The 18693-nt window shown below is 61.2% G+C and carries 20 protein-coding genes; 11 read left to right on the top strand and 9 right to left on the bottom strand.

Annotated elements, in window-relative coordinates; genetic code table 11:
* From ACI2KA_RS21885 to ACI2KA_RS21860, 6 genes are all read left to right on the top strand, one after another.
* Positions 1 to 603, top strand: a 603-nt coding sequence (locus ACI2KA_RS21885; protein WP_404504561.1) for a carbohydrate ABC transporter permease, incomplete at its 5' end; no start/stop codon positions are given.
* Positions 604 to 615: 12 nt separating this feature from the next.
* Positions 616 to 1614, top strand: a complete 999-nt coding sequence (locus ACI2KA_RS21880; protein WP_404504560.1) for an ABC transporter ATP-binding protein — start codon at positions 616 to 618, stop codon at positions 1612 to 1614.
* Positions 1611 to 2387 (top strand): L-iditol 2-dehydrogenase, encoded by a 777-nt coding sequence (locus ACI2KA_RS21875; protein WP_142857571.1) that lies wholly within the window; start codon positions 1611 to 1613, stop codon positions 2385 to 2387. The genes ACI2KA_RS21880 and ACI2KA_RS21875 overlap by 4 nt, the downstream gene beginning before the upstream one ends.
* Before the next feature lie 57 nt (positions 2388 to 2444).
* Positions 2445 to 3929, top strand: a complete 1485-nt coding sequence (locus ACI2KA_RS21870; protein WP_404504559.1) for a mannitol dehydrogenase family protein — start codon at positions 2445 to 2447, stop codon at positions 3927 to 3929.
* Between the two features lie 7 nt (positions 3930 to 3936).
* Positions 3937 to 4656 carry an HAD family hydrolase gene (locus ACI2KA_RS21865; protein WP_404504558.1) on the top strand — a complete coding sequence of 240 codons (720 nt, stop codon included), beginning with the start codon at positions 3937 to 3939 and terminating at the stop codon, positions 4654 to 4656.
* 57 nt (positions 4657 to 4713) lie between these two features.
* Positions 4714 to 6288: an FGGY-family carbohydrate kinase gene (locus ACI2KA_RS21860; RefSeq protein ID WP_404504557.1), complete on the top strand. Its 1575-nt coding sequence runs from the start codon at positions 4714 to 4716 to the stop codon at positions 6286 to 6288.
* A gap of 115 nt (positions 6289 to 6403) precedes the next feature.
* Here the strand turns inward: ACI2KA_RS21860 and ACI2KA_RS21855 are convergent, their stop codons facing one another.
* Complete coding sequence (locus tag ACI2KA_RS21855) at positions 6404 to 7237, bottom strand: MurR/RpiR family transcriptional regulator (protein ID WP_404504556.1); 834 nt, start codon at positions 7235 to 7237, stop codon at positions 6404 to 6406.
* 299 nt (positions 7238 to 7536) lie between these two features.
* On the opposite strand from ACI2KA_RS21855, the gene ACI2KA_RS21850 reads away from it, so the two are divergent.
* Complete coding sequence (locus ACI2KA_RS21850; RefSeq protein ID WP_404504555.1) at positions 7537 to 8274, top strand: sulfate transporter family protein; 738 nt, start codon at positions 7537 to 7539, stop codon at positions 8272 to 8274.
* Here the strand turns inward: ACI2KA_RS21850 and nth are convergent.
* Complete coding sequence (gene nth / locus ACI2KA_RS21845) at positions 8236 to 9018, bottom strand: endonuclease III (RefSeq protein ID WP_404504554.1); 783 nt, start codon at positions 9016 to 9018, stop codon at positions 8236 to 8238. The two genes, ACI2KA_RS21850 and nth, sit on opposite strands and share 39 nt — an antisense overlap.
* Positions 9019 to 9055: 37 nt before the next feature.
* Between nth and ACI2KA_RS21840 the strand changes: the two genes are divergently transcribed.
* Both ACI2KA_RS21840 and ACI2KA_RS21835 read left to right on the top strand, forming a co-directional pair.
* Positions 9056 to 9538 carry a DUF2244 domain-containing protein gene (locus ACI2KA_RS21840; protein WP_404504553.1) on the top strand — a complete coding sequence of 161 codons (483 nt, stop codon included), beginning with the start codon at positions 9056 to 9058 and terminating at the stop codon, positions 9536 to 9538.
* Between the two features lie 182 nt (positions 9539 to 9720).
* Positions 9721 to 10593, top strand: a complete 873-nt coding sequence (locus tag ACI2KA_RS21835; RefSeq protein ID WP_404504552.1) for a methylated-DNA--[protein]-cysteine S-methyltransferase — start codon at positions 9721 to 9723, stop codon at positions 10591 to 10593.
* 181 nt (positions 10594 to 10774) lie between these two features.
* Here the strand turns inward: ACI2KA_RS21835 and ACI2KA_RS21830 are convergent, their stop codons facing one another.
* Positions 10775 to 11749: a sugar-binding transcriptional regulator gene (locus tag ACI2KA_RS21830; protein WP_404504551.1), complete on the bottom strand. Its 975-nt coding sequence runs from the start codon at positions 11747 to 11749 to the stop codon at positions 10775 to 10777.
* Between the two features lie 273 nt (positions 11750 to 12022).
* Here ACI2KA_RS21830 and tal point away from each other — a divergent pair, with 273 nt between their 5' ends.
* On the top strand, positions 12023 to 12988 hold the full coding sequence (gene tal, locus ACI2KA_RS21825; RefSeq protein ID WP_404504550.1) for a transaldolase: 966 nt from the start codon (positions 12023 to 12025) through the stop codon (positions 12986 to 12988).
* Positions 12989 to 13091: 103 nt separating this feature from the next.
* Here tal and ACI2KA_RS21820 read toward each other — a convergent pair whose 3' ends face one another.
* The gene (locus tag ACI2KA_RS21820) at positions 13092 to 13859 is read right to left on the bottom strand and encodes an IclR family transcriptional regulator (protein WP_404504549.1); all 768 of its coding nucleotides are present in this window, start codon (positions 13857 to 13859) and stop codon (positions 13092 to 13094) included.
* A 203-nt stretch (positions 13860 to 14062) separates the two neighbouring features.
* Between ACI2KA_RS21820 and ACI2KA_RS21815 the strand changes: the two genes are divergently transcribed.
* Positions 14063 to 14794, top strand: coding sequence for an SDR family oxidoreductase (locus ACI2KA_RS21815; protein WP_404504548.1), 732 nt, complete (start codon positions 14063 to 14065; stop codon positions 14792 to 14794).
* Positions 14795 to 14852: 58 nt separating this feature from the next.
* Here the strand turns inward: ACI2KA_RS21815 and ACI2KA_RS21810 are convergent, their stop codons facing one another.
* The 5 genes from ACI2KA_RS21810 to ACI2KA_RS21790 all read right to left on the bottom strand — a co-directional run bounded on the left by ACI2KA_RS21810 (position 14853) and on the right by ACI2KA_RS21790 (position 18626).
* Positions 14853 to 15026, bottom strand: a complete 174-nt coding sequence (locus tag ACI2KA_RS21810; protein ID WP_003499086.1) for a DUF1328 domain-containing protein — start codon at positions 15024 to 15026, stop codon at positions 14853 to 14855.
* A 109-nt stretch (positions 15027 to 15135) separates the two neighbouring features.
* Positions 15136 to 15990: a metal ABC transporter permease gene (locus ACI2KA_RS21805; RefSeq protein ID WP_404504547.1), complete on the bottom strand. Its 855-nt coding sequence runs from the start codon at positions 15988 to 15990 to the stop codon at positions 15136 to 15138.
* Positions 15987 to 16847, bottom strand: a complete 861-nt coding sequence (locus ACI2KA_RS21800) for a metal ABC transporter permease (RefSeq protein WP_404504546.1) — start codon at positions 16845 to 16847, stop codon at positions 15987 to 15989. Before ACI2KA_RS21800 ends, ACI2KA_RS21805 begins: the two co-directional genes overlap by 4 nt.
* Complete coding sequence (locus ACI2KA_RS21795) at positions 16828 to 17739, bottom strand: manganese/iron ABC transporter ATP-binding protein (RefSeq protein WP_404504545.1); 912 nt, start codon at positions 17737 to 17739, stop codon at positions 16828 to 16830. The genes ACI2KA_RS21800 and ACI2KA_RS21795 overlap by 20 nt, the downstream gene beginning before the upstream one ends.
* Positions 17736 to 18626 carry a metal ABC transporter substrate-binding protein gene (locus tag ACI2KA_RS21790; RefSeq protein ID WP_404504544.1) on the bottom strand — a complete coding sequence of 297 codons (891 nt, stop codon included), beginning with the start codon at positions 18624 to 18626 and terminating at the stop codon, positions 17736 to 17738. The genes ACI2KA_RS21795 and ACI2KA_RS21790 overlap by 4 nt, the downstream gene beginning before the upstream one ends.
* Between the last annotated feature and the right edge of the window lie 67 nt (positions 18627 to 18693).

Raw genomic sequence — 18693 nt, 5'->3', positions numbered from 1 at the left:
GTACTGTCGCTCGGCTCGACGATCATCGCGCTGATCATCGCCATTCCCGCCGCCTGGGCCATGGCGTTCTCGCCGACCAAGCGCACCAAGGACATCTTGATGTGGATGCTCTCCACCAAGATGATGCCGGCCGTCGCCGTCCTGGTGCCAATCTATCTGATCTTCCGCAATGCCGGCCTGCTCGATACCCGCATTGGCCTCACCATCATGCTCACCTTCATCAACCTGCCGATCGTCATCTGGATGCTCTACACCTACTTCCGGGAAATCCCCGGCGAGATTCTCGAGGCAGCCCGCATGGATGGCGCGTCGCTGTGGAACGAGATCGTCCATGTGCTGACGCCAATGGCGGTGCCGGGCATTGCCTCGACGCTGCTGCTCAACGTCATCCTTGCCTGGAACGAAGCCTTCTGGACCATCCGGCTGACGACCACCAATGCAGCGCCGCTGACGGCCTTCATCGCCTCCTTCTCCTCGCCGCAGGGGCTGTTCTGGGCAAAACTCTCGGCCGCCTCGATGATGGCGATCGCCCCCATTCTCGTCATCGGCTGGTTCTCGCAGAAACAACTCGTGCGTGGCCTGACCTTTGGCGCCGTGAAATAAGGAACGACAAACATGGGCAGCATTTCCCTTCAGAACGTGTCCAAGCTCTTCGGTGAGGCGAAAGTCATCCCGTCGATCGATCTCGATATCAACGACGGCGAATTCGTCGTCTTCGTCGGCCCGTCCGGCTGCGGCAAGTCCACGCTGTTGCGGCTGATCGCTGGGCTGGAGGACGTCTCCGGCGGAAAGATCGTCATCGACGGCAATGACGCCACCGAAAAGGCGCCGGCCGAGCGCGGCCTTGCCATGGTGTTCCAGTCCTATGCGCTTTATCCGCATATGAGTGTCAGGAACAACATCGCCTTCCCGCTGAAGATGGCCAAGCTCGACAGGGCGGTGATCGACAAAAAGGTCGAAGACGCCGCCCGGGTGCTGAACCTCACCGATTATCTCGAACGCCGGCCCTCGCAGCTGTCCGGCGGCCAGCGCCAGCGTGTCGCCATCGGCCGCGCCATCGTGCGCGAACCGAAAGCCTTCCTGTTCGACGAGCCGCTCTCCAACCTCGATGCGGCGCTGCGCGGCACCATGCGCCTGGAAATCTCCGAGCTGCACAACACGCTGAAGACAACGATGATCTACGTCACCCACGACCAGGTGGAGGCCATGACCATGGCCGACAAGATCGTCGTCCTCAACCGCGGCAATATCGAGCAGGTCGGCTCGCCGATGGAGCTTTACCGCACCCCCGCCAACCTCTTCGTCGCCGGCTTCATCGGCTCACCGCGCATGAACCTCATCACCGGCGACTTTGCCCGCAGCAAGAACGCTACCACCGCCGGTGTGCGGCCGGAGCATCTGCTGCTGTCGAAGGAAAGCGGGCTGTGGCAGGGCAAGGTCACCGTTGCCGAACATCTCGGATCGGATACCTTCCTGCATCTCGAGGTGACCGGTATCGGCCCGATCACAGCAAGGACCGATGGCGAGTTCGAATGCAGGCATGGCGATACCGTCTTCATCACCCCGGACGAGACCAAGATACACAGGTTTGATGAGAAGGGTGTGGCAATATGACGGGGAGACTGGAAGGCAAATCCGCGCTGATAACAGGCTCGGCACGCGGTATCGGCCGCGCCTTTGCCGAAGCCTATCTGCGCGAGGGTGCGACGGTCGCCATCGCCGATATCGATTTCGAGCGGGCCAGCAGGACCGCCCGCGAGATCGGCGAGAACGCCTATGCCGTCGAACTCGATGTGACCAAACAGCATTCCATCGATACCGCCATCCGCACCGTGGAAGGTCAGGCGGGCGGGCTCGATATCCTCATCAACAATGCCGCACTCTTTGACCTCGCACCGATTGTCGAGATCAAACGCGAGAGCTACGAGCGGCTGTTTTCGATTAACGTATCCGGCACGCTGTTCATGATGCAGGCCGCCGCAAAAACAATGATTGCTCGGGGAAAAGGCGGCAAGATCATCAACATGGCAAGCCAGGCGGGCCGGCGCGGTGAGGCCTTGGTGGCGGTTTATTGCGCCACCAAGGCCGCCGTCATCAGCCTCACGCAATCGGCCGGTCTCGACCTCATCAAACACGGCATCAACGTCAATGCGATTGCGCCGGGCGTGGTCGATGGCGAGCACTGGGACGGTGTGGATGCGCTGTTTGCGAAATATGAAAACCGCCCGGCCGGCGAAAAGAAGCGGCTGGTCGGCGAGGCCGTGCCCTTCGGCCGCATGGGCCGTGCTGAAGACCTGACCGGCATGGCGGTCTTCCTTGCCTCCGATGAGGCACAATACATCGTCGCCCAGACCTATAATGTCGATGGCGGCAACTGGATGAGCTGACCACCGGGGTTTCCCGGTGACCGGCACGAACAACGTTTCCCCTTCGAGGATCGTGACATGACATGCAAACTCTCCCTCGCAACGCTTGACGAAGCCAGAAAAACCGCGGCGGTTCCGGCCTATTCCCGTGCCGACCTTTCCGCAGGCATCGTGCATTTCGGCGTTGGCAATTTCCACCGCGCCCATCAGGCGGTCTATCTGGATGATCTGTTCAATACGGGCACGGACCATGACTTCGCCATCATCGGTGCGGGCGTGCTGCCGTCGGATGCGGTGATGCGCGAAAAGCTTGCGGCGCAGGATTTCCTGACGACGGTGGTGGAGCAGGACAATAACCGCACCGGCGCGCGCGTCACCGGGCCGATGATCGACATTCTGAAGGTCGGCGACACCAAGACCATCATCAATACGCTGGCCGATCCGAAAATCCGCATCGTCTCGATGACGATTACCGAGGGTGGTTATTTCATCGATGCTTCCGGCTCCTTCAACCCGCAGCATCCGGCCATTGCCGAAGACGGGAAGAACCCGGCGTCGCCTAAAACCGTATTCGGCCTCATCGTCGCCGGGCTGAAGGCGCGGCGGGATAAAGGGCTGCAACCCTTCACCGTCATGTCCTGCGACAACATTCCGCATAATGGCAAGGTCACGAAAAATGCCGTGGTTGGGCTCGCGGCCTTGTCCGATCCGGCCTTCGCCAACTGGATCGGTGAAAATGTCGCTTTCCCCAATTCCATGGTCGACCGCATCACGCCCGCTACCGGTGAGCGCGAACGCACTATCGCCCGTGACGATTTCGGCATCGAGGACAATTGGCCGGTCTTCTGCGAGGAGTTCAAGCAATGGGTGATGGAGGATAATTTCCCCGCCGGTCGCCCGGCGCTGGAAAAGGCCGGCGTGCAGTTCGTCACCGATGTTGCGCCCTATGAGCACATGAAAATCCGCATCCTCAATGGCGGCCATGCGGCAATCGCCTATCCGGCGGCTTTGCTCGACATTCATTTCGTGCATGAGGCGATGGAACATCCGCTGATCCGGGCATTTCTGGCAAAGCTTGAAAATGAAGAGATCATCCCGGTCATCCCGCCGGTTCCCGATACGAATCTCGCCGATTATTTCGGGCTGATCGAACGGCGTTTCCTCAATCCGAAGATCGGCGACACCATTCCGCGTCTGGCGCAGGACGGTTCCAACCGCCAGCCGAAATTCATCCTGCCTTCCACCGCCGACCGGCTGGCGCGCGGCGAGGATATTGTCGGGCTTTCGCTGGTTTCGGCGCTGTGGTGCCGTTATTTCCAAGGCACCTCCGACAGCGGCAGGGAAATCGCCTTCAACGATGCCAGCGCCGAGCGACTTCAGGCGGCGGCGATCAAGGCCAAGGACGATCCGATGGCCTTTCTCGCGCTTGAGGATATCTTCGGAGCAGTTGCCGAATCGGAGCTTTTCCGTAAACGCTTTGCCCATGCATTGAAGACGCTGTGGCAAGAAGGCACGGCGAAGACCTTGCAGCTTTATCTGGATGACAAGCTGGCTGAAAAGTGACCATGAGATGGAAGACGAGACCGGGCCTCTTTTGATTTTCGATTGCGACGGCGTTCTCGTCGATAGCGAGCCGGTCTCCATCTCCGTCCTTCTCGATATGCTCTCCCATCTTGGCGTGACGATGGGGGAGGAAGAGGCCTATGAGCGCTTTCTCGGCCGCAGCGTCGCCAGCATGACGGCGACACTGTTTGAGGATTACGGTGTCGAAACGGATATCGATTTCCTCGACCATATGCGGGCGACGCTGTTCGAGCGTTTCCGCGCCGAGCTTCGACCGATCGACGGCATAGCGCAGACGCTGGACAGGCTCGCGGCCCTCAGGCGCTGTGTCGCGTCCTCCAGCCAGCCGGAACGCATCCGGTATTCGCTGGGCCTGACTGGCCTGATCGAGAAATTCGAGCCGCATGTCTTCAGCGCCACCATGGTGAAGAACGGCAAGCCGGCGCCCGATCTCTTCCTGCATGCGGCGCGCCAGATGGGCGCCGATCCGCGTCACTGCATCGTGATCGAAGACAGCCCTGCCGGCATTGCCGCGGCAAAGGCCGCCGGCATGGGCGTTTTTGCCTTCACCGGCGGTTCGCATGCCCGCTTTCCCGCATTCCGTGAAAAGATCGCCGGGCTTGGGGCGGATGCCGTGTTTGACGCCATGCCGGATTTGGTCCAACTTGTCGGTAGCTATGTGGGGAAGGGCGGTTTTGACGGCCAAGTGGAACGTGATGCAGGCTGAAGCATATTTTGCCTGCCGTCGTCGGGTCGTTGCGCAAGGGATGGAATTGCAGTCTTGATGCGTCAAAATCTCGTCGCTGTCGATGTCGGCACCGCCAGCGCCCGGGCCGGCATTTTCGATCCGGCCGGCCGGCTGCTCGCCCGCGCCACCCATCCGATCCTGATGCAGCGGCCGCGTGAAAACCATGCCGAGCATGATTCCACCGATATATGGAACGCCGTCTGCGTCGCCGTGAAGGCAGCCCTTGCCGATGCCGGCGTGCTGCCGCAAAGCATCGCCGCCATCGGTTTCGACGCCACCTGCTCGCTTGTCATTCGTGACGGGCAGGGGGAGCCGGTTTCGGTGTCGGTGACGGGCGAAGACCGGTTCGACACCATTGTCTGGCTGGATCACCGGGCTATAGCCGAGGCCGACCGGCTGACGGCCTCCGGCCATCGGGTGCTGGATTTCGCCGGCAACAGCGTCTCGCCGGAAATGCAGATGCCGAAGCTGATGTGGCTGAAGGCGCATCGGCCGCAAAGCTGGGGGCGCATGTCCTTTGCCTTCGATCTGGCGGATTTCCTGACATGGAAGGCGACCGGTTCAGCGAAGCGTTCAAATTGCACGCAGACCGCGAAATGGAATTTCCTCGCGCAGGAAAATCCGGGCTGGCAGGCGGATTATCTGGAATTGGCGGGTCTTGGCGATCTGAAGGAGCGGGCCGGCCTGCCCGAGACGACGGTAATGCCGGGGGAGAGCATCGGCCCGCTTTCACCCGAAGCGGCCGACGAACTCGGTCTCGACACCGGCTGCCAGGTGGCGGCGGGCATGATCGATGCCTATGCCGGCGCGCTCGGCGCGCTCGGCGGATGCCTCTCGGACGATGTCGGCCGGCATGTGGCGCTGATCGCCGGCACGTCGAGCTGCCTCGTCGCCATGTCGGGGCGGCCGATGCCGGGCCATAGTCTCTGGGGTCCCTATTGGCAGGCGGTGCTGCCTGGCCATTGGCTGGTGGAGGGCGGGCAATCGGCCACCGGTGCGTTGCTCGATCATATCGTGCGCATGCATGCGGCAGGCGGTGAGCCGGACACGGCGCTGCATGCCCGCATCGTGACGCGGGTGGGGGAGCTGCGCGCGCTCGAAGGTGCGGCCTTTGCCGAACGGCTGCATGTGCTGCCGGATTTCCACGGCAACCGCTCGCCGCTGGCCGATCCGCATGCGACCGGCGTCATCAGCGGCCTGACGCTGGATACCTCCTTCGACAGTCTCTGCCGGCTTTACTGGCGCACGGCCGTGGCGATCGCACTTGGTGCGCGGCATGTGCTGGATGCGATGGAGCGTTTCGGTTATGCGGTGGAAAGCCTGCATGTCACCGGCGGACATGTGAAAAATCCGCTGCTGATGGAACTTTATGCCGATGTGACGGGCAAACGCATCGTGGTTCCCGCCACTGCGGATGCCGTGCTGCTCGGCACGGCGATGACGGCGGCAACCGCCGGCGGTGTGCATGCGAGCCTCGCGGCGGCGGGGGCGGTTATGTATCCCGGTCATTCGGAAATCGTCGGCAATCCGGTATCCGCACGCCGTTACGAGCGGGATTATCGCCGTTTTCTCGCCATGCACCGCCATCGCCAGGAACTGGAGAGCCTCTGATCGGTCGAGGTGGAACTATGGCTGACGGGTGCGACAGGTTTCTTATCCCCCGCGCGGGAGAACAAACAAGCGGTAACCGCCCGGTCCCCTGGACCCGTCTTGCCGTGAGGCGCACTCAGCTGCGCAGCGAGCGTTTGAGGGCAGTGAGGTTCTTTGTCCTTGCCCTGCCGCTGTCGTCGGCATTGGCGCTCAGCGCGCAGAGGGTGAATTCCAGGAGCGAGACGAGCTGCAGCAGACCCTGGCCGCCATTCTGGGATTGGGGCAGGGCAAGGCAGATATCGGCGCTTTCAGGTCCCCATTCGTAAAAACGCGTGGTGATGACGAGCGTTCTGTAGCCGCTCCTGCGGGCGGCGGCGGCAAGATGTTGCAGGGGCGAGAGACCGCCGCCGCAATCCATGATGACGAGAAGTGTCCGTGCGGGATCGAAATCCCACAGGGCCACATAGGCGGCGCTGTCGCTGCCGAGATATTGCACATGTCCGCGGCATTCCAGAAGCTTTGCGTGGAAATGTCGCGCGGCCCCGCGACCTTCCTGGGAGGTGGCGAGAAAGACATCCGCGGCGGCGGCGATCTCATGCATGGCAAGGCGCCAGATCGGCTGCGCGGTCATGTCGAAAGCGGCCTGTATGGCCTGAATCTGCTGCGACAGAAGCTGGGAAAACGGGTTGGACTGGCGCTCGCCGCCTTCGGCAGCAACGGGTTGCTCCGGGCTTTCCGCTTCTTCGGCATGGCGCAGATCGGCGCGGATATCGCTGAATTGCCGATAGCCGAGCGAACGCAGGAAACGGCCGACCGTCATCGGGCTGAGGCTGAGCTTGGCGGCCAGCGTCTGCGCCGTTTCGAAGGGCAATTCATCCAGATGCTCGATCAGATATTTGGCGATCTTGCGCTCGGACGGGGTGCCGGCCTTCATGGCACGGGTCAGGTTTAATAGCAGCTTTTCCACCAACGCCTCATTCTTTTATGGTTATTGAACGATGATGCATGCGCGCGCAACCATGCGTGCGAACCGCGATTTATGGTGGGGGATGAGCTTTCCCGGCTCTGTTCCTCCACCGGACGGGAATGCGAATTATCATAGATGGAATATTATATTTTAGAGATACCTTTTGTTCAAGGGAAATTCCATCTCCGGTTTAATTTCAGACGCTTGGCGTCTTTCCCGCCGCCTTGCAGAGCGCAGGCCCAGTTCTTATGTGTCGTTTTGGTCAGAAAGTTTCAACGCGACTTGCTCCAGGGGAGTTCCGAATGATTTTTGATGCGGCGCGGCTGGCGTTCCAGAATCTCTTTGCCGCGGAGACCCGGTCGGTGTTCTGGAAGGTTCTGGGGCTCACGCTTCTGGTTCTGGCGGCGTTGTGGTTCGCCATCCGCTCCATCTTCGTTTATTTCGCGCTGCCGTGGATCGATACGCTTATCCCCGGCGTACCGGACTGGGCCGGCTGGCTGACCTTCGTTTTCGCCATTTTCGCCGGCATCGGGCTGGCTTTGGCGCTGGCGCTGCTCATCTCGCCGGTCACCGCCGTCATTGCCGGCCTGTTTCTCGACGATGTCGCCGACGTGGTCGAGAAGAAGACCTATCCCGACGATCCGCCCGGCCAGGCGATGCCCATCGGTGAGGCCGTGCTGTCATCGATCAAGTTCTTCGGCGTCGTCATTGCCGGCAACCTCATCGCGCTTTTGCTGCTTCTGGTGCCCGGCGTCAATCTCATCGCGTTTTTTCTGGTGAATGGTTATCTGCTCGGCCGGGAATTCTTCGAATTCGCCGCCATGCGGTTCCGCTCGCCCGTGGAGGCAAGGCAGTTCCGCTCGAAACATCGCACCACTGTCTTCATGGCCGGGCTGGTGATCGCGGCCTTCCTGGCGGTACCGTTCCTCAATCTTCTGACGCCGCTTTTTGCCGCCTCGATGATGGTGCATCTGCACAAGGCCGTCAGCCGGCGCGATCCCTCATTCGCTGCCGGCCGCACCGAACAGCTGCGCGGGTAATTCCACGAGCGGGGCCGGAATATCGAAGGTCTTTTCCGGCGATTTGCAGATATCGGCAATCACGCAGCGCTCGCATTCCGGCTTGCGCGCCTTGCAGCAATAACGCCCGTGCAGGATCAGCCAGTGATGGGCATGGAACAGATAGTCTTCTGGAATGATGCGGATCAGCCGGTCTTCAACCTCGTCAGGGGTTTTGCCCGGCGCAAGACAGAGCCGGTTGGCAATGCGGAAGACGTGGGTATCCACCGCAAGCGTGGGCACGCCGAAGGCCATGGACATCACCACATTGGCCGTCTTGCGGCCGACCCCCGGCAGCGTCACCAGCTCCTCGCGGGTTTTCGGCACCTCGCCGCCGAAATTGTCGATCAGCATCTGCGACAGGGCAATGACGTTTTTCGCCTTGTTGCGGTAAAGGCCGATGGTCTTGATATAGGAGATCAGCTGTTCTTCGCCGAGCGCCAGCATTTTTTCCGGCGTATCGGCAATCTTGAACAGCGCCCGCGTCGCCCGGTTCACGCCCACATCGGTCGCCTGGGCGGAAAGCGCCACGGCCACCAGCAGGGTGAAGGGATTGGTATGTTCCAGCTCGCCTTTCGGCTCCGGCCGCTGAATGGAAAAACGGCGGAAGATTTCGGTAAGCTCGTCCTTCGAATAAGCCGTCTTCACCGGCGTCGGCTTGCGTGCGGATGCCGGATTTGACTTTTTCGAACTTTGGGTGCTGGATCGTTTTTTGGCGACTGTCATGGTCTATCTATAGCCAGCCCGCCCTGAGGAAAGCAACGTGGATACGCTGAACGACCAGCCGATTTTCGCGGCGGAACTCGTGCCGCATCGCTCGCTGGGCAGAAGGGGCTTCCGGCTTCTGCTGCTCCTGTCCGGGCTTGCCTGCCTTGTTTATGGCGGGTTTTTCCTTGCCAGCGGGGCCTGGCCCATCGGCCTGTTCTTCGGGCTGGATTTTCTGCTGCTTTATTTCGCCTTCCGCGCCAATTATCGCGCCGCAAAGGCGCGGGAGGAGGTTCGCGTCTCCCGCACCAGCCTGTCGATCCGCAAATTCTCCCCGGCAGGGCGCATGGTGGAGCATCGCTTCAACCCGTTCTGGGCGCGCTTCAGGGTGCGGCGGCATGACGAGATCGGCATCGTTTCCATGCATGTGACGGGCGAGGGCCGGGCGACCGATATCGGTTCGTTTCTCAATCCGGATGATAGGGAGAGCTTTGCGAAAGCTTTCGGCGGCGCGCTGGCGACTGTCAGGCGGCGGATGTGAACGGATCAGGACGTTGTCGTGGCGTAGTGGTCTCCTTCCCCCATCCCTGTGCTCGTCACAGGCATGAGGGGGAGTGGGAGTTCCTGCTGACGAACATTCCTTGCATATCGTGATGCCGCGCAAGAAACGGGTGGAGACGAAGTCGCTTTAATGGTTTTCTCTTACCCGTTAGGAGACATGCGATGAACGCCAATATCATGCTGAAGGAAGACATCACCCCGATTGGGTCGGACTACGACACGGTGCGCGGGGTCATCGAGCTTTTGACGCTGGATTATCGCGAGCAGCCCTCCCTCGAAGCCATTGCCGCCAGGCTCGGCCAGTCGCCGACGCAATTGCAGAAGACCTTCACCCGCTGGGCCGGTCTTTCGCCAAAGGCGTTTTTGCAGGCCGTGACGCTCGACCATGCCAAGCGGTTGCTGCGCGAGGAGGATCTGCCGCTCTTGGAAACCTCGATCGAGGTTGGCATGTCCGGCCCGGGACGCCTGCATGATCTGTTCGTCACCCATGAGGCCATGTCGCCCGGCGAATGGAAGGCGAAGGGCGGCGGGCTGACGATCCGTTACGGTTTCCACACCTCGCCCTTTGGTCTGGCGCTGGTCATGGTGACCGATCGTGGCCTTGCCGGCTGCGCCTTTGCCGATCCGGGCGAGGAGCGGGCCTGTTTCGAGGACATGGCCGGCCGCTGGCCGAATGCGGATTATGTCGAGGATCGCGACGCGACCGCCTCTTATGCTAGGCGCATCTTCGAGCCGTCGCTCTGGTCGGCGGACAGGCCGCTGCGCGTCGTGCTGCTCGGCACCGATTTTCAGGTGCGGGTCTGGGAAAGCCTGTTGAAAATCCCGATGGGCCGCGCCGTCACCTATTCACATATCGCCTGCGATATCGGCCAGCCCACCGCTTCCCGCGCCGTGGGCGCCGCGGTCGGCGCCAACCCGGTGTCCTTCGTCGTTCCCTGCCATCGCGCCGTCGGCAAAAGCGGAGCGCTGACGGGTTACCACTGGGGCCTCACCCGCAAGCGGGCGATGCTTGGCTGGGAAACGGGGAAGGTGTAACGGGGTTTTGGTTGCCTTTGCTGGATTTGGCCTCGGCTTTTATTGCAAAGGTCCCCATACGCAACGTCATCGTCGGGCTTGACCCGAGGATCCATGCCTTCGCCGCTTGTGGATCCTCGCCTCAAGGGCGAGGATGACGACGGAGAGGTGCAGCACGCTGCCCCGGAATGCCTCCGGAAATCTAGATCAGCGCCATCAACGCCCTTGCCGCCGCTTCGTCGGTGATCAACGTGTTGCACCCGATGCGCTTGATCGTGGCGCGGATGGCGACGGCGCGGTGGGCGCCGCCGGAGGCGAGCACGATGTGTTTGGCTTTGCGCAGCGTATCGAGATCGATCGCCATGGCGCGCTGGTTGATCGGGTGATCGACGGAGCGGCCTTCCGCGTCGATGAAGTTGAACATCGTGTCGCAGACGCAGCCGGCATCGACGAGCTCGCGCAGCGTCTCCTTCGAGATGAAGCCCTCGGAGAGCGAGGTGGAATGCGGGCCGATATCGCCGCAGGAGACGATGGCGAGGTCCAGCGTCTCGGCGAGATCATAAAGCGTGGCAAGCCCGCATTTTTCGATCAGCGCCCGTTTGGTCTCGACGGAATCCACCAGCAGCGGCGCGAGAAACATGTAACATTCGGCCCCCAGCGCACTTGCCAGCCGCCAGGTATAATCGAGCGGGTTGGTCTGGTGCACGGCGACGATGCCGCCGAGCAGCGACACGACCTTGCAGTTTTCCCGCCGCAGCGGACGGAAGCTGGAAAGCGAGGCGGTCATGGTGCGGCCCCAGCCGACACCGATGGTGGCGCCGTTCGGCACGGCTTCGGAGAGGAATTGCCCGAGCGCCAGGCCAACCGCCTTGGCGGTGCTTTCGGCGCTCGCCTTCTCGGGACAGGGGATGATGACGGCCTCGTCCAGCCCGTAGGCCGCCTCGAGCTGGCCGGCCAAAGCGACGAAATCCTCGATGCCCTCGTTGATCCAGATCTGCACTTCCGAGCGCTTCATCGCCTCGTCGAGCAGACGGATGACGGTCGAGCGGCTGATCCCCAGTTTTTCGGCGACGTCTTTTTGCGTCATGCCCTGATTATAATAAAGCCACGCGGCGCGCAGCCGCAGCGATGCCGCTTCCGAATAGGCCGTATGGGTTTCTCTTCTCAGTTTCGCCACGGTTTCCGCCATTCTTCATCGACAGTCTTATCGTTCTAACGGGATTGACGGCGAAAGCCGCTCACGCTTTTCGCCATCCCGCTCCGGTGCGGCCGAGTATCGCAGGCGTGAAACTTATGTCAATTGCGATGCGCAAATGTCTTGACTTTCGACCGCGCCGCTTGCGATAGTCGAAGCCGGACAAACCGCGATTTCGGCCTTGGGCGCACCCATGGTGCGGGAACGAAATGACGGCTGAGCAAGTTTTCAAGAGATCATGAAGGATCATTCGATATGACGTCCAAACTCGAACAACTTCGCGCCATCACCACGGTTGTTGCCGATACCGGCGATATCGAGGCGGTTGCGCGCCTGAAGCCGGTGGATTGCACCACAAATCCCACCATCGTTCTCAAAGCACTCGGCACCCCGGCTTTTGCCGATGCGGTGAAGGAAGCCGTCGCATGGGGCAAGAAGCAGGGCGGCCAGTCCGACGCCGTTGTTGCCGCCGTTGCCGATCGTCTGGCCATTTCTGTCGGTGCGGCGCTTGCCGGCCTCGTTCCGGGCCGCGTGTCGACCGAAGTCGACGCCGATCTCTCCTTCGATACGCAAGCCTCCATCACCAAGGCGCGCCACATCATTGCCGCCTACAAGGAGCGCGGCATTGAGCGTGAACGCATCCTCATCAAGCTTGCCTCCACCTGGGAAGGCATCAAGGCTGCCGAAGTGCTGCAGTCCGAAGGCATCGACTGCAACCTGACGCTGCTCTTCTCGCAGGCCCAGGCGATTGCCTGCGCCGAAGCCAAGGTCTTCCTCATCTCGCCCTTCGTCGGCCGTATCCTCGACTGGTACAAGAAGTCGACCGGCGAGACCTACACCGCCGAGACCGATCCGGGCGTCGTGTCTGTGCGCAGCATCTACAATTATTACAAGGCCAACGGCATCAGCACGGTCGTCATGGGCGCATCCTTCCGCAATGTCGGCGAAATCGAAGCGCTGGCCGGTTGCGACCGCCTGACGATCAGCCCGGCGCTGCTGGAAGAGCTGGACAAGGATACCGGCAAGCTGGAGCGCAAGCTTTCGGCCGACAATGTCAAGGCCGAGCCGTTGCAGTCGCTTGACGAAAAGGCATTCCGCTGGGCGCTGAACGAAGACGCGATGGCGACCGAGAAGCTCTCGGAAGGTATCCGCCTCTTCGCCAAGGATCTGGTGACGCTGCGCGAAATGGTCCGCAAGGAACTGACGCTGGCCGCAGCCTGACAAATAAAGGGGGAACCATCCACGTTCCCCCCGCGTTTACCTCGCATAAATCTCCAGTCACTTGAAACGCGATCGGGTCCCTGCCGGTCGCGTTTTTTTGTGGTCAGACGCTTCCGGTGACGATCTCGGAAATGCGTTTTGCCGCCTCACGGATCAACCCTTCGCAGGCCTCGCTTGTCGGCGCCTTGCCGCCCAGCGGCGTGATATAGGGGCAGGTGATGACGGCAAGCGCCGTGCCGTCCAGTGTCAGCACCGGTGCCGAGATGTTGCGCACGCCGGCCGTCTGCAGGCTGTCCATGGATTCAAAACCGTTGCTGCGCACCTGCCGCAGCCGCCCGGCAAGGTCGGAGGGCACGGTTTCGCCGCTGCCGCGCACCTGCTCGGTGATCATGATCTCGCGCTGCGCATCGGTCTGGAAGGCCAGAAGCACATGGCCGGAGCCGGTGTGGAACAGGCTCATCTGCGCGCCCACCCGCATCGACATCGCCCAATAGGTCGACGATTCCTGCTGGGCGATGACGACGACGCTGCCGCGGTCATAAACCGCCAGATGGCAGGCCTGTTCGGCGCTGGCGGAAAAATCGCGCATGACGGGAGCGGCAAAAGAAACGAGCCGGCGGATCGGCGCATGGAAATGCGCCAGCCCGAACATCTTCAGCGTCAGCGAAAACCGGTCGCCCTCCAGCCGCTGCACATAACCCCGGCGCACCAGCCGGTCCAGCATGCGGTAAAGCTCGTTCGGGCTCTTGCCGACTGCCTTGGCGATCTCGATCTGCGTCAGCCCGCCATCGGTGCGGGCCAGAAGTTCGAGAATGTCCAGACCCTTGTCGAGGGCGGGAGCGCGGTATCTTTCGCTGTCGTCGTCGGTCATCTGGCCTCGATGATGGTTGCCATGGTCGCCGGCGCGCGGCGGCGTTTAAAAATAGGCTTGCCCGAGACCGCCGATCCGCGCAAGTCTGCTTGACGCCATATGAATACCGCGTTTACATATGAATTGTCGATCCATATTTGAGATCATCGAAATTTAGCGACCCTACCCGTAAAGGGCAGTCGCGCCGGAGCGGGAGGCTATTCATGGTGCAGGATTTTAACGGCCGGACAGTGGTGATCACCGCCGCCGGCCAGGGTATCGGCCGCGCGGCGGCGGAACGTTTCGTGTCGCTCGGTGCGCGGGTCATCGCCACCGATATCAACGAGCAGGCGCTTTCGACCCTCAAGGGTGCGGAAACCCGGGTGCTGAACGTGCTGGATGGGGAAGGGGTGAAGGACTTCGCCGCCGATATCGGCCATGCCGATGTGCTGTTCAACTGCGCCGGTTTCGTCCATGCCGGCACCATTCTCGATTGCGAAGAGAAGGACTGGGATTTTTCCTTCGATCTCAATGCCAAGGCCATGTATCGCACCTGCCGCGCCTTCCTGCCCGGCATGCTGGAAAAGGGCAAGGGCGCGATCGTCAACATGTCCTCTGTCGCATCGAGCGTGAAGGGCGTGCCGAACCGTTTCGCCTATACGGCGTCCAAGGCCGCCGTGGTGGGGCTGACCAAGGCGATTGCCGCCGATTTCGTCACCAGGGGCGTTCGCTGCAACGCCATTTGCCCCGGCACGGTCGACAGCCCGTCCCTGCATGACCGTTTGCGCGCCACCGGCAATTATGAACAGGCGCTTGCCGATTTCATTGCCCGCCAGCCGATGGGCCGCATCGCCACGCCGGAAGAAATCGCAGCCCTCGTTACCTATCTCGCTTCGGACGAGGCAGGTTTCACCACCGGCCAGATCCACGTGATCGATGGCGGCTGGACGGGCTGAAGGTTTTTCAGGGGAAGACAAGAAGGGCGACCGGCACAAGCCGGTCGCCCTTTTTCATTCAGACGACGGCGCTGCCGGCCATCAGTGCAAGCACGAGGAAGACCAGGAAGATCACCACGGCGATGAAGAACAGAATTCGGGCCACGCCCGCCGCCGCCGCCGAAATGCCGGTAAAGCCGAATACACCCGCGATCAAAGAAATAACAAAGAAAATAAGAGCCCATTTCAGCATGGAGCTTCCCCTTTCGCTTTAATTTAACGGAGTTTGCCGCCTCGCCGCAAACTCAGGAAAATGACGCGCAAAAAGGGAAAATGTTCCATTCGCCCGCAAAAATCGTTGTTTAAACCTGCCTTTCGCGTGCGGCATCCATGCGCCTTGCCATCCAGGTGGTGCGGATGAAGGTTGCGATGAAAGCAAGGCTCATGAACAGCACGATGGTGGGGGCCGGCGCACTGTCGATCAGGAAGCTCAGCCATATGCCGGCCAGCGATGACGTGACCGCCACCACGACGGCCACCAGCAGCATGGCGGAAAAACGCCGTGTGAGCAGGAAGGCGATGGCGCCCGGCGCCACCAGCATGGCGACCGAAAGGATGATGCCCACCGCCTTGAGCGCCCCGACCACGGTGAGCGACAGAACCATCAACAGACCGTAATGCAGCAGGCGCACCGGCAGCCCGATCGCCCTTGCATGCTGCGCATCGAAGGCATTGACCAGGAGATCCTTGCGCAGGATGCCGAGGAACAGCGTGGCGAAAAGCGCGATCAGGCCGGTCTCCAGCATGTCTGACGGCGCAATGCCCAGCATGTCGCCGAAGAGGATGTGGTCCAGATGCATGTCGCTCTGCACCTTCACGTAAAGCACCAGTCCCAGCCCGAACATGCCGGAGAAGACGATGCCAAGCACCGTATCTTCCTTGATGCGGCTGTTTTCCTTGATGAAACCGGTGCCGAGCGCGCAGATCATGCCGGCGATGAAGGCGCCGATGGACAGCGGAATGTTGACGATATAGGCGATCACCACGCCCGGCAGCACGGCATGGGAGACAGCGTCCCCCATCAGCGACCAGCCCTTCAGCACCAGAAGACAGGACAGCATCGCCATCGGCACCGCGATCATCAGCGTGATCACGAAGGCATATTGCATGAAGGGCAATTGAAACGGCAGGATGGCAAGTTCGAGATAGTCGCTCATGGCGTTTCCCCCAGTGCCTTGCGGGCCTTTGCCCTGGAGGCGAGCAGGCCGTGCTTGGGCGCAAACACGAAGGCGGTAAGGAAGATCGCCGTTTGCAGCACGACGATGACGCCGCCGGTGGCGCCATCGAGGAAATAGCTGAGATAGGCGCCGACGAAGCTGGTGGCCGCGCCGATGATGAGGCTCATCAGGATCAGCCGCTCGAAGCGGTCGGTGAGCAGATAGGCGGTGGCGCCAGGCGTCACCACCATGGCGACGACAAGAAAGGCGCCGACCGTCTGCAAAGCGGCAACCGTGGAGGCGGCAAGCAGGGTAAAGAAGATCACCTTCAGCACTTCCGGTTTCAGCCCCACGGTGCGGGCATGGTTCTCGTCGAAGAACACCACCATGAAGTCGCGCCATTTCAGCGCCAGCACCAGCAGGCTGATGCCGCCGATCAGCGCCAGCTGGATGGTATCTTCGGCGGTGATCGCGAGAATATTGCCGAGCACGATGGTCTGGATATTCACCGAGGTGGGCGAGAGCGACACCATGAACAGGCCAAGCCCGAAAAACGAGGTGAAGATTAGACCGATGATCGCGTCTTCCTTCAGCCGTGTCTTCTGGTTCAGGAACAGCATGGAGCCGGCGGCAAGCCCGCCGGAGAGAAAGGCCCCGAGGGAAAAGGGCAGGCCGAGCATATAGGCTCCGGCCACGCCGGGAACGATGGCATGGGAAAGCGCATCGCCGATCAGCGACCAGCCCTTCAGCATCAGATAGGCCGACAGAAAACCGCAGACGCCGCCGACCAGCGCGCTGACCCAGATGGCGTTGAGCATGTAACCATAGGTGAAGGGCTCAAGAAGGCTGTTTATCATCGGCTTTTTCTTTCGGAGCCTGCGGCGCGGCATGCCCGTTCTGGCCATTCTTGCCATAGATCACGAAGGGCCGCTCGTCATCGGTGATGACTTTCAGCCGGCGCGGATCGGCGTCGTCATGCAGGTCTGTGCCACCGAGGATGAAGTGGCGCAGGCTGCCGCCGAAGGCTTTCTGCAGGTTCTCTTCGGTGAAGGTATCCTCGGTCTTGCCGGATGCCAGCACGGTGCCCTTGACGAAGACGGCGCGGTCACAGAATTCCGGCACGCTGCCGAGATTATGGGTGGAAACCAGCATGACCCGGCCTTCGTCCCGCAAGGCCTTCAAAAGCGCGACGATCTGCTCTTCCGTCGTCACGTCGACGCCGGTGAAGGGTTCGTCCAGCAGGATCACCTGGCCTTCCTGCGCCAGCGCCCGGGCGAGAAACACCCGCTTCTTCTGCCCGCCGGAAAGCTCGCCGATCTGCCTCTTGCGATAATCGAGCATGTTGACGCGTTTCAGCGCCTCTTCCACCATCTGGTGATCGCGCTTCGAGGGGATGCGCAGGAAGTTCATGTGGCCGTAGCGGCCCATCATCACCACATCCTCCACCAGCACCGGAAAGCTCCAGTCCACCTCCTCGGCCTGCGGCACATAAGCGACGAGGTTTTTCCTGAGCGCTTCCTTCACCGGCAGGTCGAAGATCGAGACGGAACCGGCGGCCAGCGGCACGAAACCCATGATCGCCTTGAAAATCGTGGACTTGCCGGCGCCATTGACGCCGACAAGTGCAGTGATCGTTCCGCGGGGAATGGAAAAGCTGGCATGTCTTAATGCGGTGTGGCCATTCCGATAGGTCACTGTCGCATTTTGAACCGTAAGGCCGCCGGCTGTTTTTTTACTGCCCATTCTCATGAAGACAGGCCTTTTGCGATTGTCTCGCTCGTCACCCGCAGCAGGTCGAGATAGGTCGGGACCGGGCCGTCCGCCTCGCTCAGCGAATCCACATAGAGGATGCCGCCATAGGCCGCGCCGGTTTCCTTGGCCACCTGCTCGGCCGGATCGGCGGAAACCGTGCTTTCGCTGAAGATGACGTTGATATTATGCTCGCGCATGGCATCGATCACACCGCGCACCTGCTGCGGTGTGCCCTGGCTGTCGGCATTGACCGGCCAGAGGAACAGTTCCTTCAGCCCGAAATCGCGGGCGAGATAGGAGAAGGCGCCTTCGCTGGTTACCAACCAGCGCTTGTTTTCAGGCAGAACCGAAAGCGTATCGCGGATCGGCTGCACGGTGGCCTTGATCTTGTCCGAATAGGCCTTGGCATTGGCGGCATAGACCTCGGCATGGGCGGGGTCGATCTCGGTCAGGCCCTTGCGGATATTTTCCACATAGATCAAGGCGTTATCGGGTGACATCCAGGCGTGCGGGTTGGGCTTTCCCTGATAGGCGCCGCCGCTGATCGCCATCGGCTCCACGCCCTCGCTCACCGTCACGCTCGGCACGCCGGAGAGATTGGCAAGGAACTTCTCGAACCACAATTCCAGATTGAGACCGTTGCGCAGCACCAGATCGGCCTTGCGGGCTTTGAGAATGTCGCGCGGGGTCGGCTGGTAATTGTGAATTTCAGCACCCGGCTTGGTGATGCTTTCCACCTCGGCGGCGTCTCCCGCCACGTTGCGCGCCATGTCGGCAATGATGGTGAAGGTGGTCACCACCGTCGGTTTTTCCTGTGCGGCGGCGGCGGCGGGCAGGAAAAGCGAGAAAGCAAAAACGGCATGCCGGATTTTTTGGAAGTTCACGTCTGTCACCAAATGTTTGTTGCGATTAAGTCGCAATACCATCTGTTATAAAATCACGCTTGTCAAC

This window comes from Agrobacterium sp. NPDC089420, assembly GCF_044900305.1.
Lineage (GTDB): Bacteria > Pseudomonadota > Alphaproteobacteria > Rhizobiales > Rhizobiaceae > Agrobacterium.
This window is presented reverse-complemented; position numbering and strand designations above follow the sequence as displayed.

What these genes read in the sequence shown, in the direction of transcription:
- ACI2KA_RS21880 (WP_404504560.1), top strand. Translation starts at nt 616, where the DNA reads ATGGGCAGCATTTCCCTTCAGAACGTGTCCAAGCTCTTCGGTGAGGCG.
- ACI2KA_RS21875 (WP_142857571.1), top strand. Translation starts at nt 1,611, where the DNA reads ATGACGGGGAGACTGGAAGGCAAATCCGCGCTGATAACAGGCTCGGCA.
- ACI2KA_RS21870 (WP_404504559.1), top strand. Translation starts at nt 2,445, where the DNA reads ATGACATGCAAACTCTCCCTCGCAACGCTTGACGAAGCCAGAAAAACC.
- ACI2KA_RS21865 (WP_404504558.1), top strand. Translation starts at nt 3,937, where the DNA reads ATGGAAGACGAGACCGGGCCTCTTTTGATTTTCGATTGCGACGGCGTT.
- ACI2KA_RS21860 (WP_404504557.1), top strand. Translation starts at nt 4,714, where the DNA reads ATGCGTCAAAATCTCGTCGCTGTCGATGTCGGCACCGCCAGCGCCCGG.
- ACI2KA_RS21850 (WP_404504555.1), top strand. Translation starts at nt 7,537, where the DNA reads ATGATTTTTGATGCGGCGCGGCTGGCGTTCCAGAATCTCTTTGCCGCG.
- nth (WP_404504554.1), bottom strand. Translation starts at nt 9,018, where the DNA reads ATGACAGTCGCCAAAAAACGATCCAGCACCCAAAGTTCGAAAAAGTCA.
- ACI2KA_RS21835 (WP_404504552.1), top strand. Translation starts at nt 9,721, where the DNA reads ATGAACGCCAATATCATGCTGAAGGAAGACATCACCCCGATTGGGTCG.
- tal (WP_404504550.1), top strand. Translation starts at nt 12,023, where the DNA reads ATGACGTCCAAACTCGAACAACTTCGCGCCATCACCACGGTTGTTGCC.
- ACI2KA_RS21820 (WP_404504549.1), bottom strand. Translation starts at nt 13,859, where the DNA reads ATGACCGACGACGACAGCGAAAGATACCGCGCTCCCGCCCTCGACAAG.
- ACI2KA_RS21815 (WP_404504548.1), top strand. Translation starts at nt 14,063, where the DNA reads ATGGTGCAGGATTTTAACGGCCGGACAGTGGTGATCACCGCCGCCGGC.
- ACI2KA_RS21810 (WP_003499086.1), bottom strand. Translation starts at nt 15,026, where the DNA reads ATGCTGAAATGGGCTCTTATTTTCTTTGTTATTTCTTTGATCGCGGGT.
- ACI2KA_RS21805 (WP_404504547.1), bottom strand. Translation starts at nt 15,990, where the DNA reads ATGAGCGACTATCTCGAACTTGCCATCCTGCCGTTTCAATTGCCCTTC.
- ACI2KA_RS21800 (WP_404504546.1), bottom strand. Translation starts at nt 16,847, where the DNA reads ATGATAAACAGCCTTCTTGAGCCCTTCACCTATGGTTACATGCTCAAC.
- ACI2KA_RS21795 (WP_404504545.1), bottom strand. Translation starts at nt 17,739, where the DNA reads ATGAGAATGGGCAGTAAAAAAACAGCCGGCGGCCTTACGGTTCAAAAT.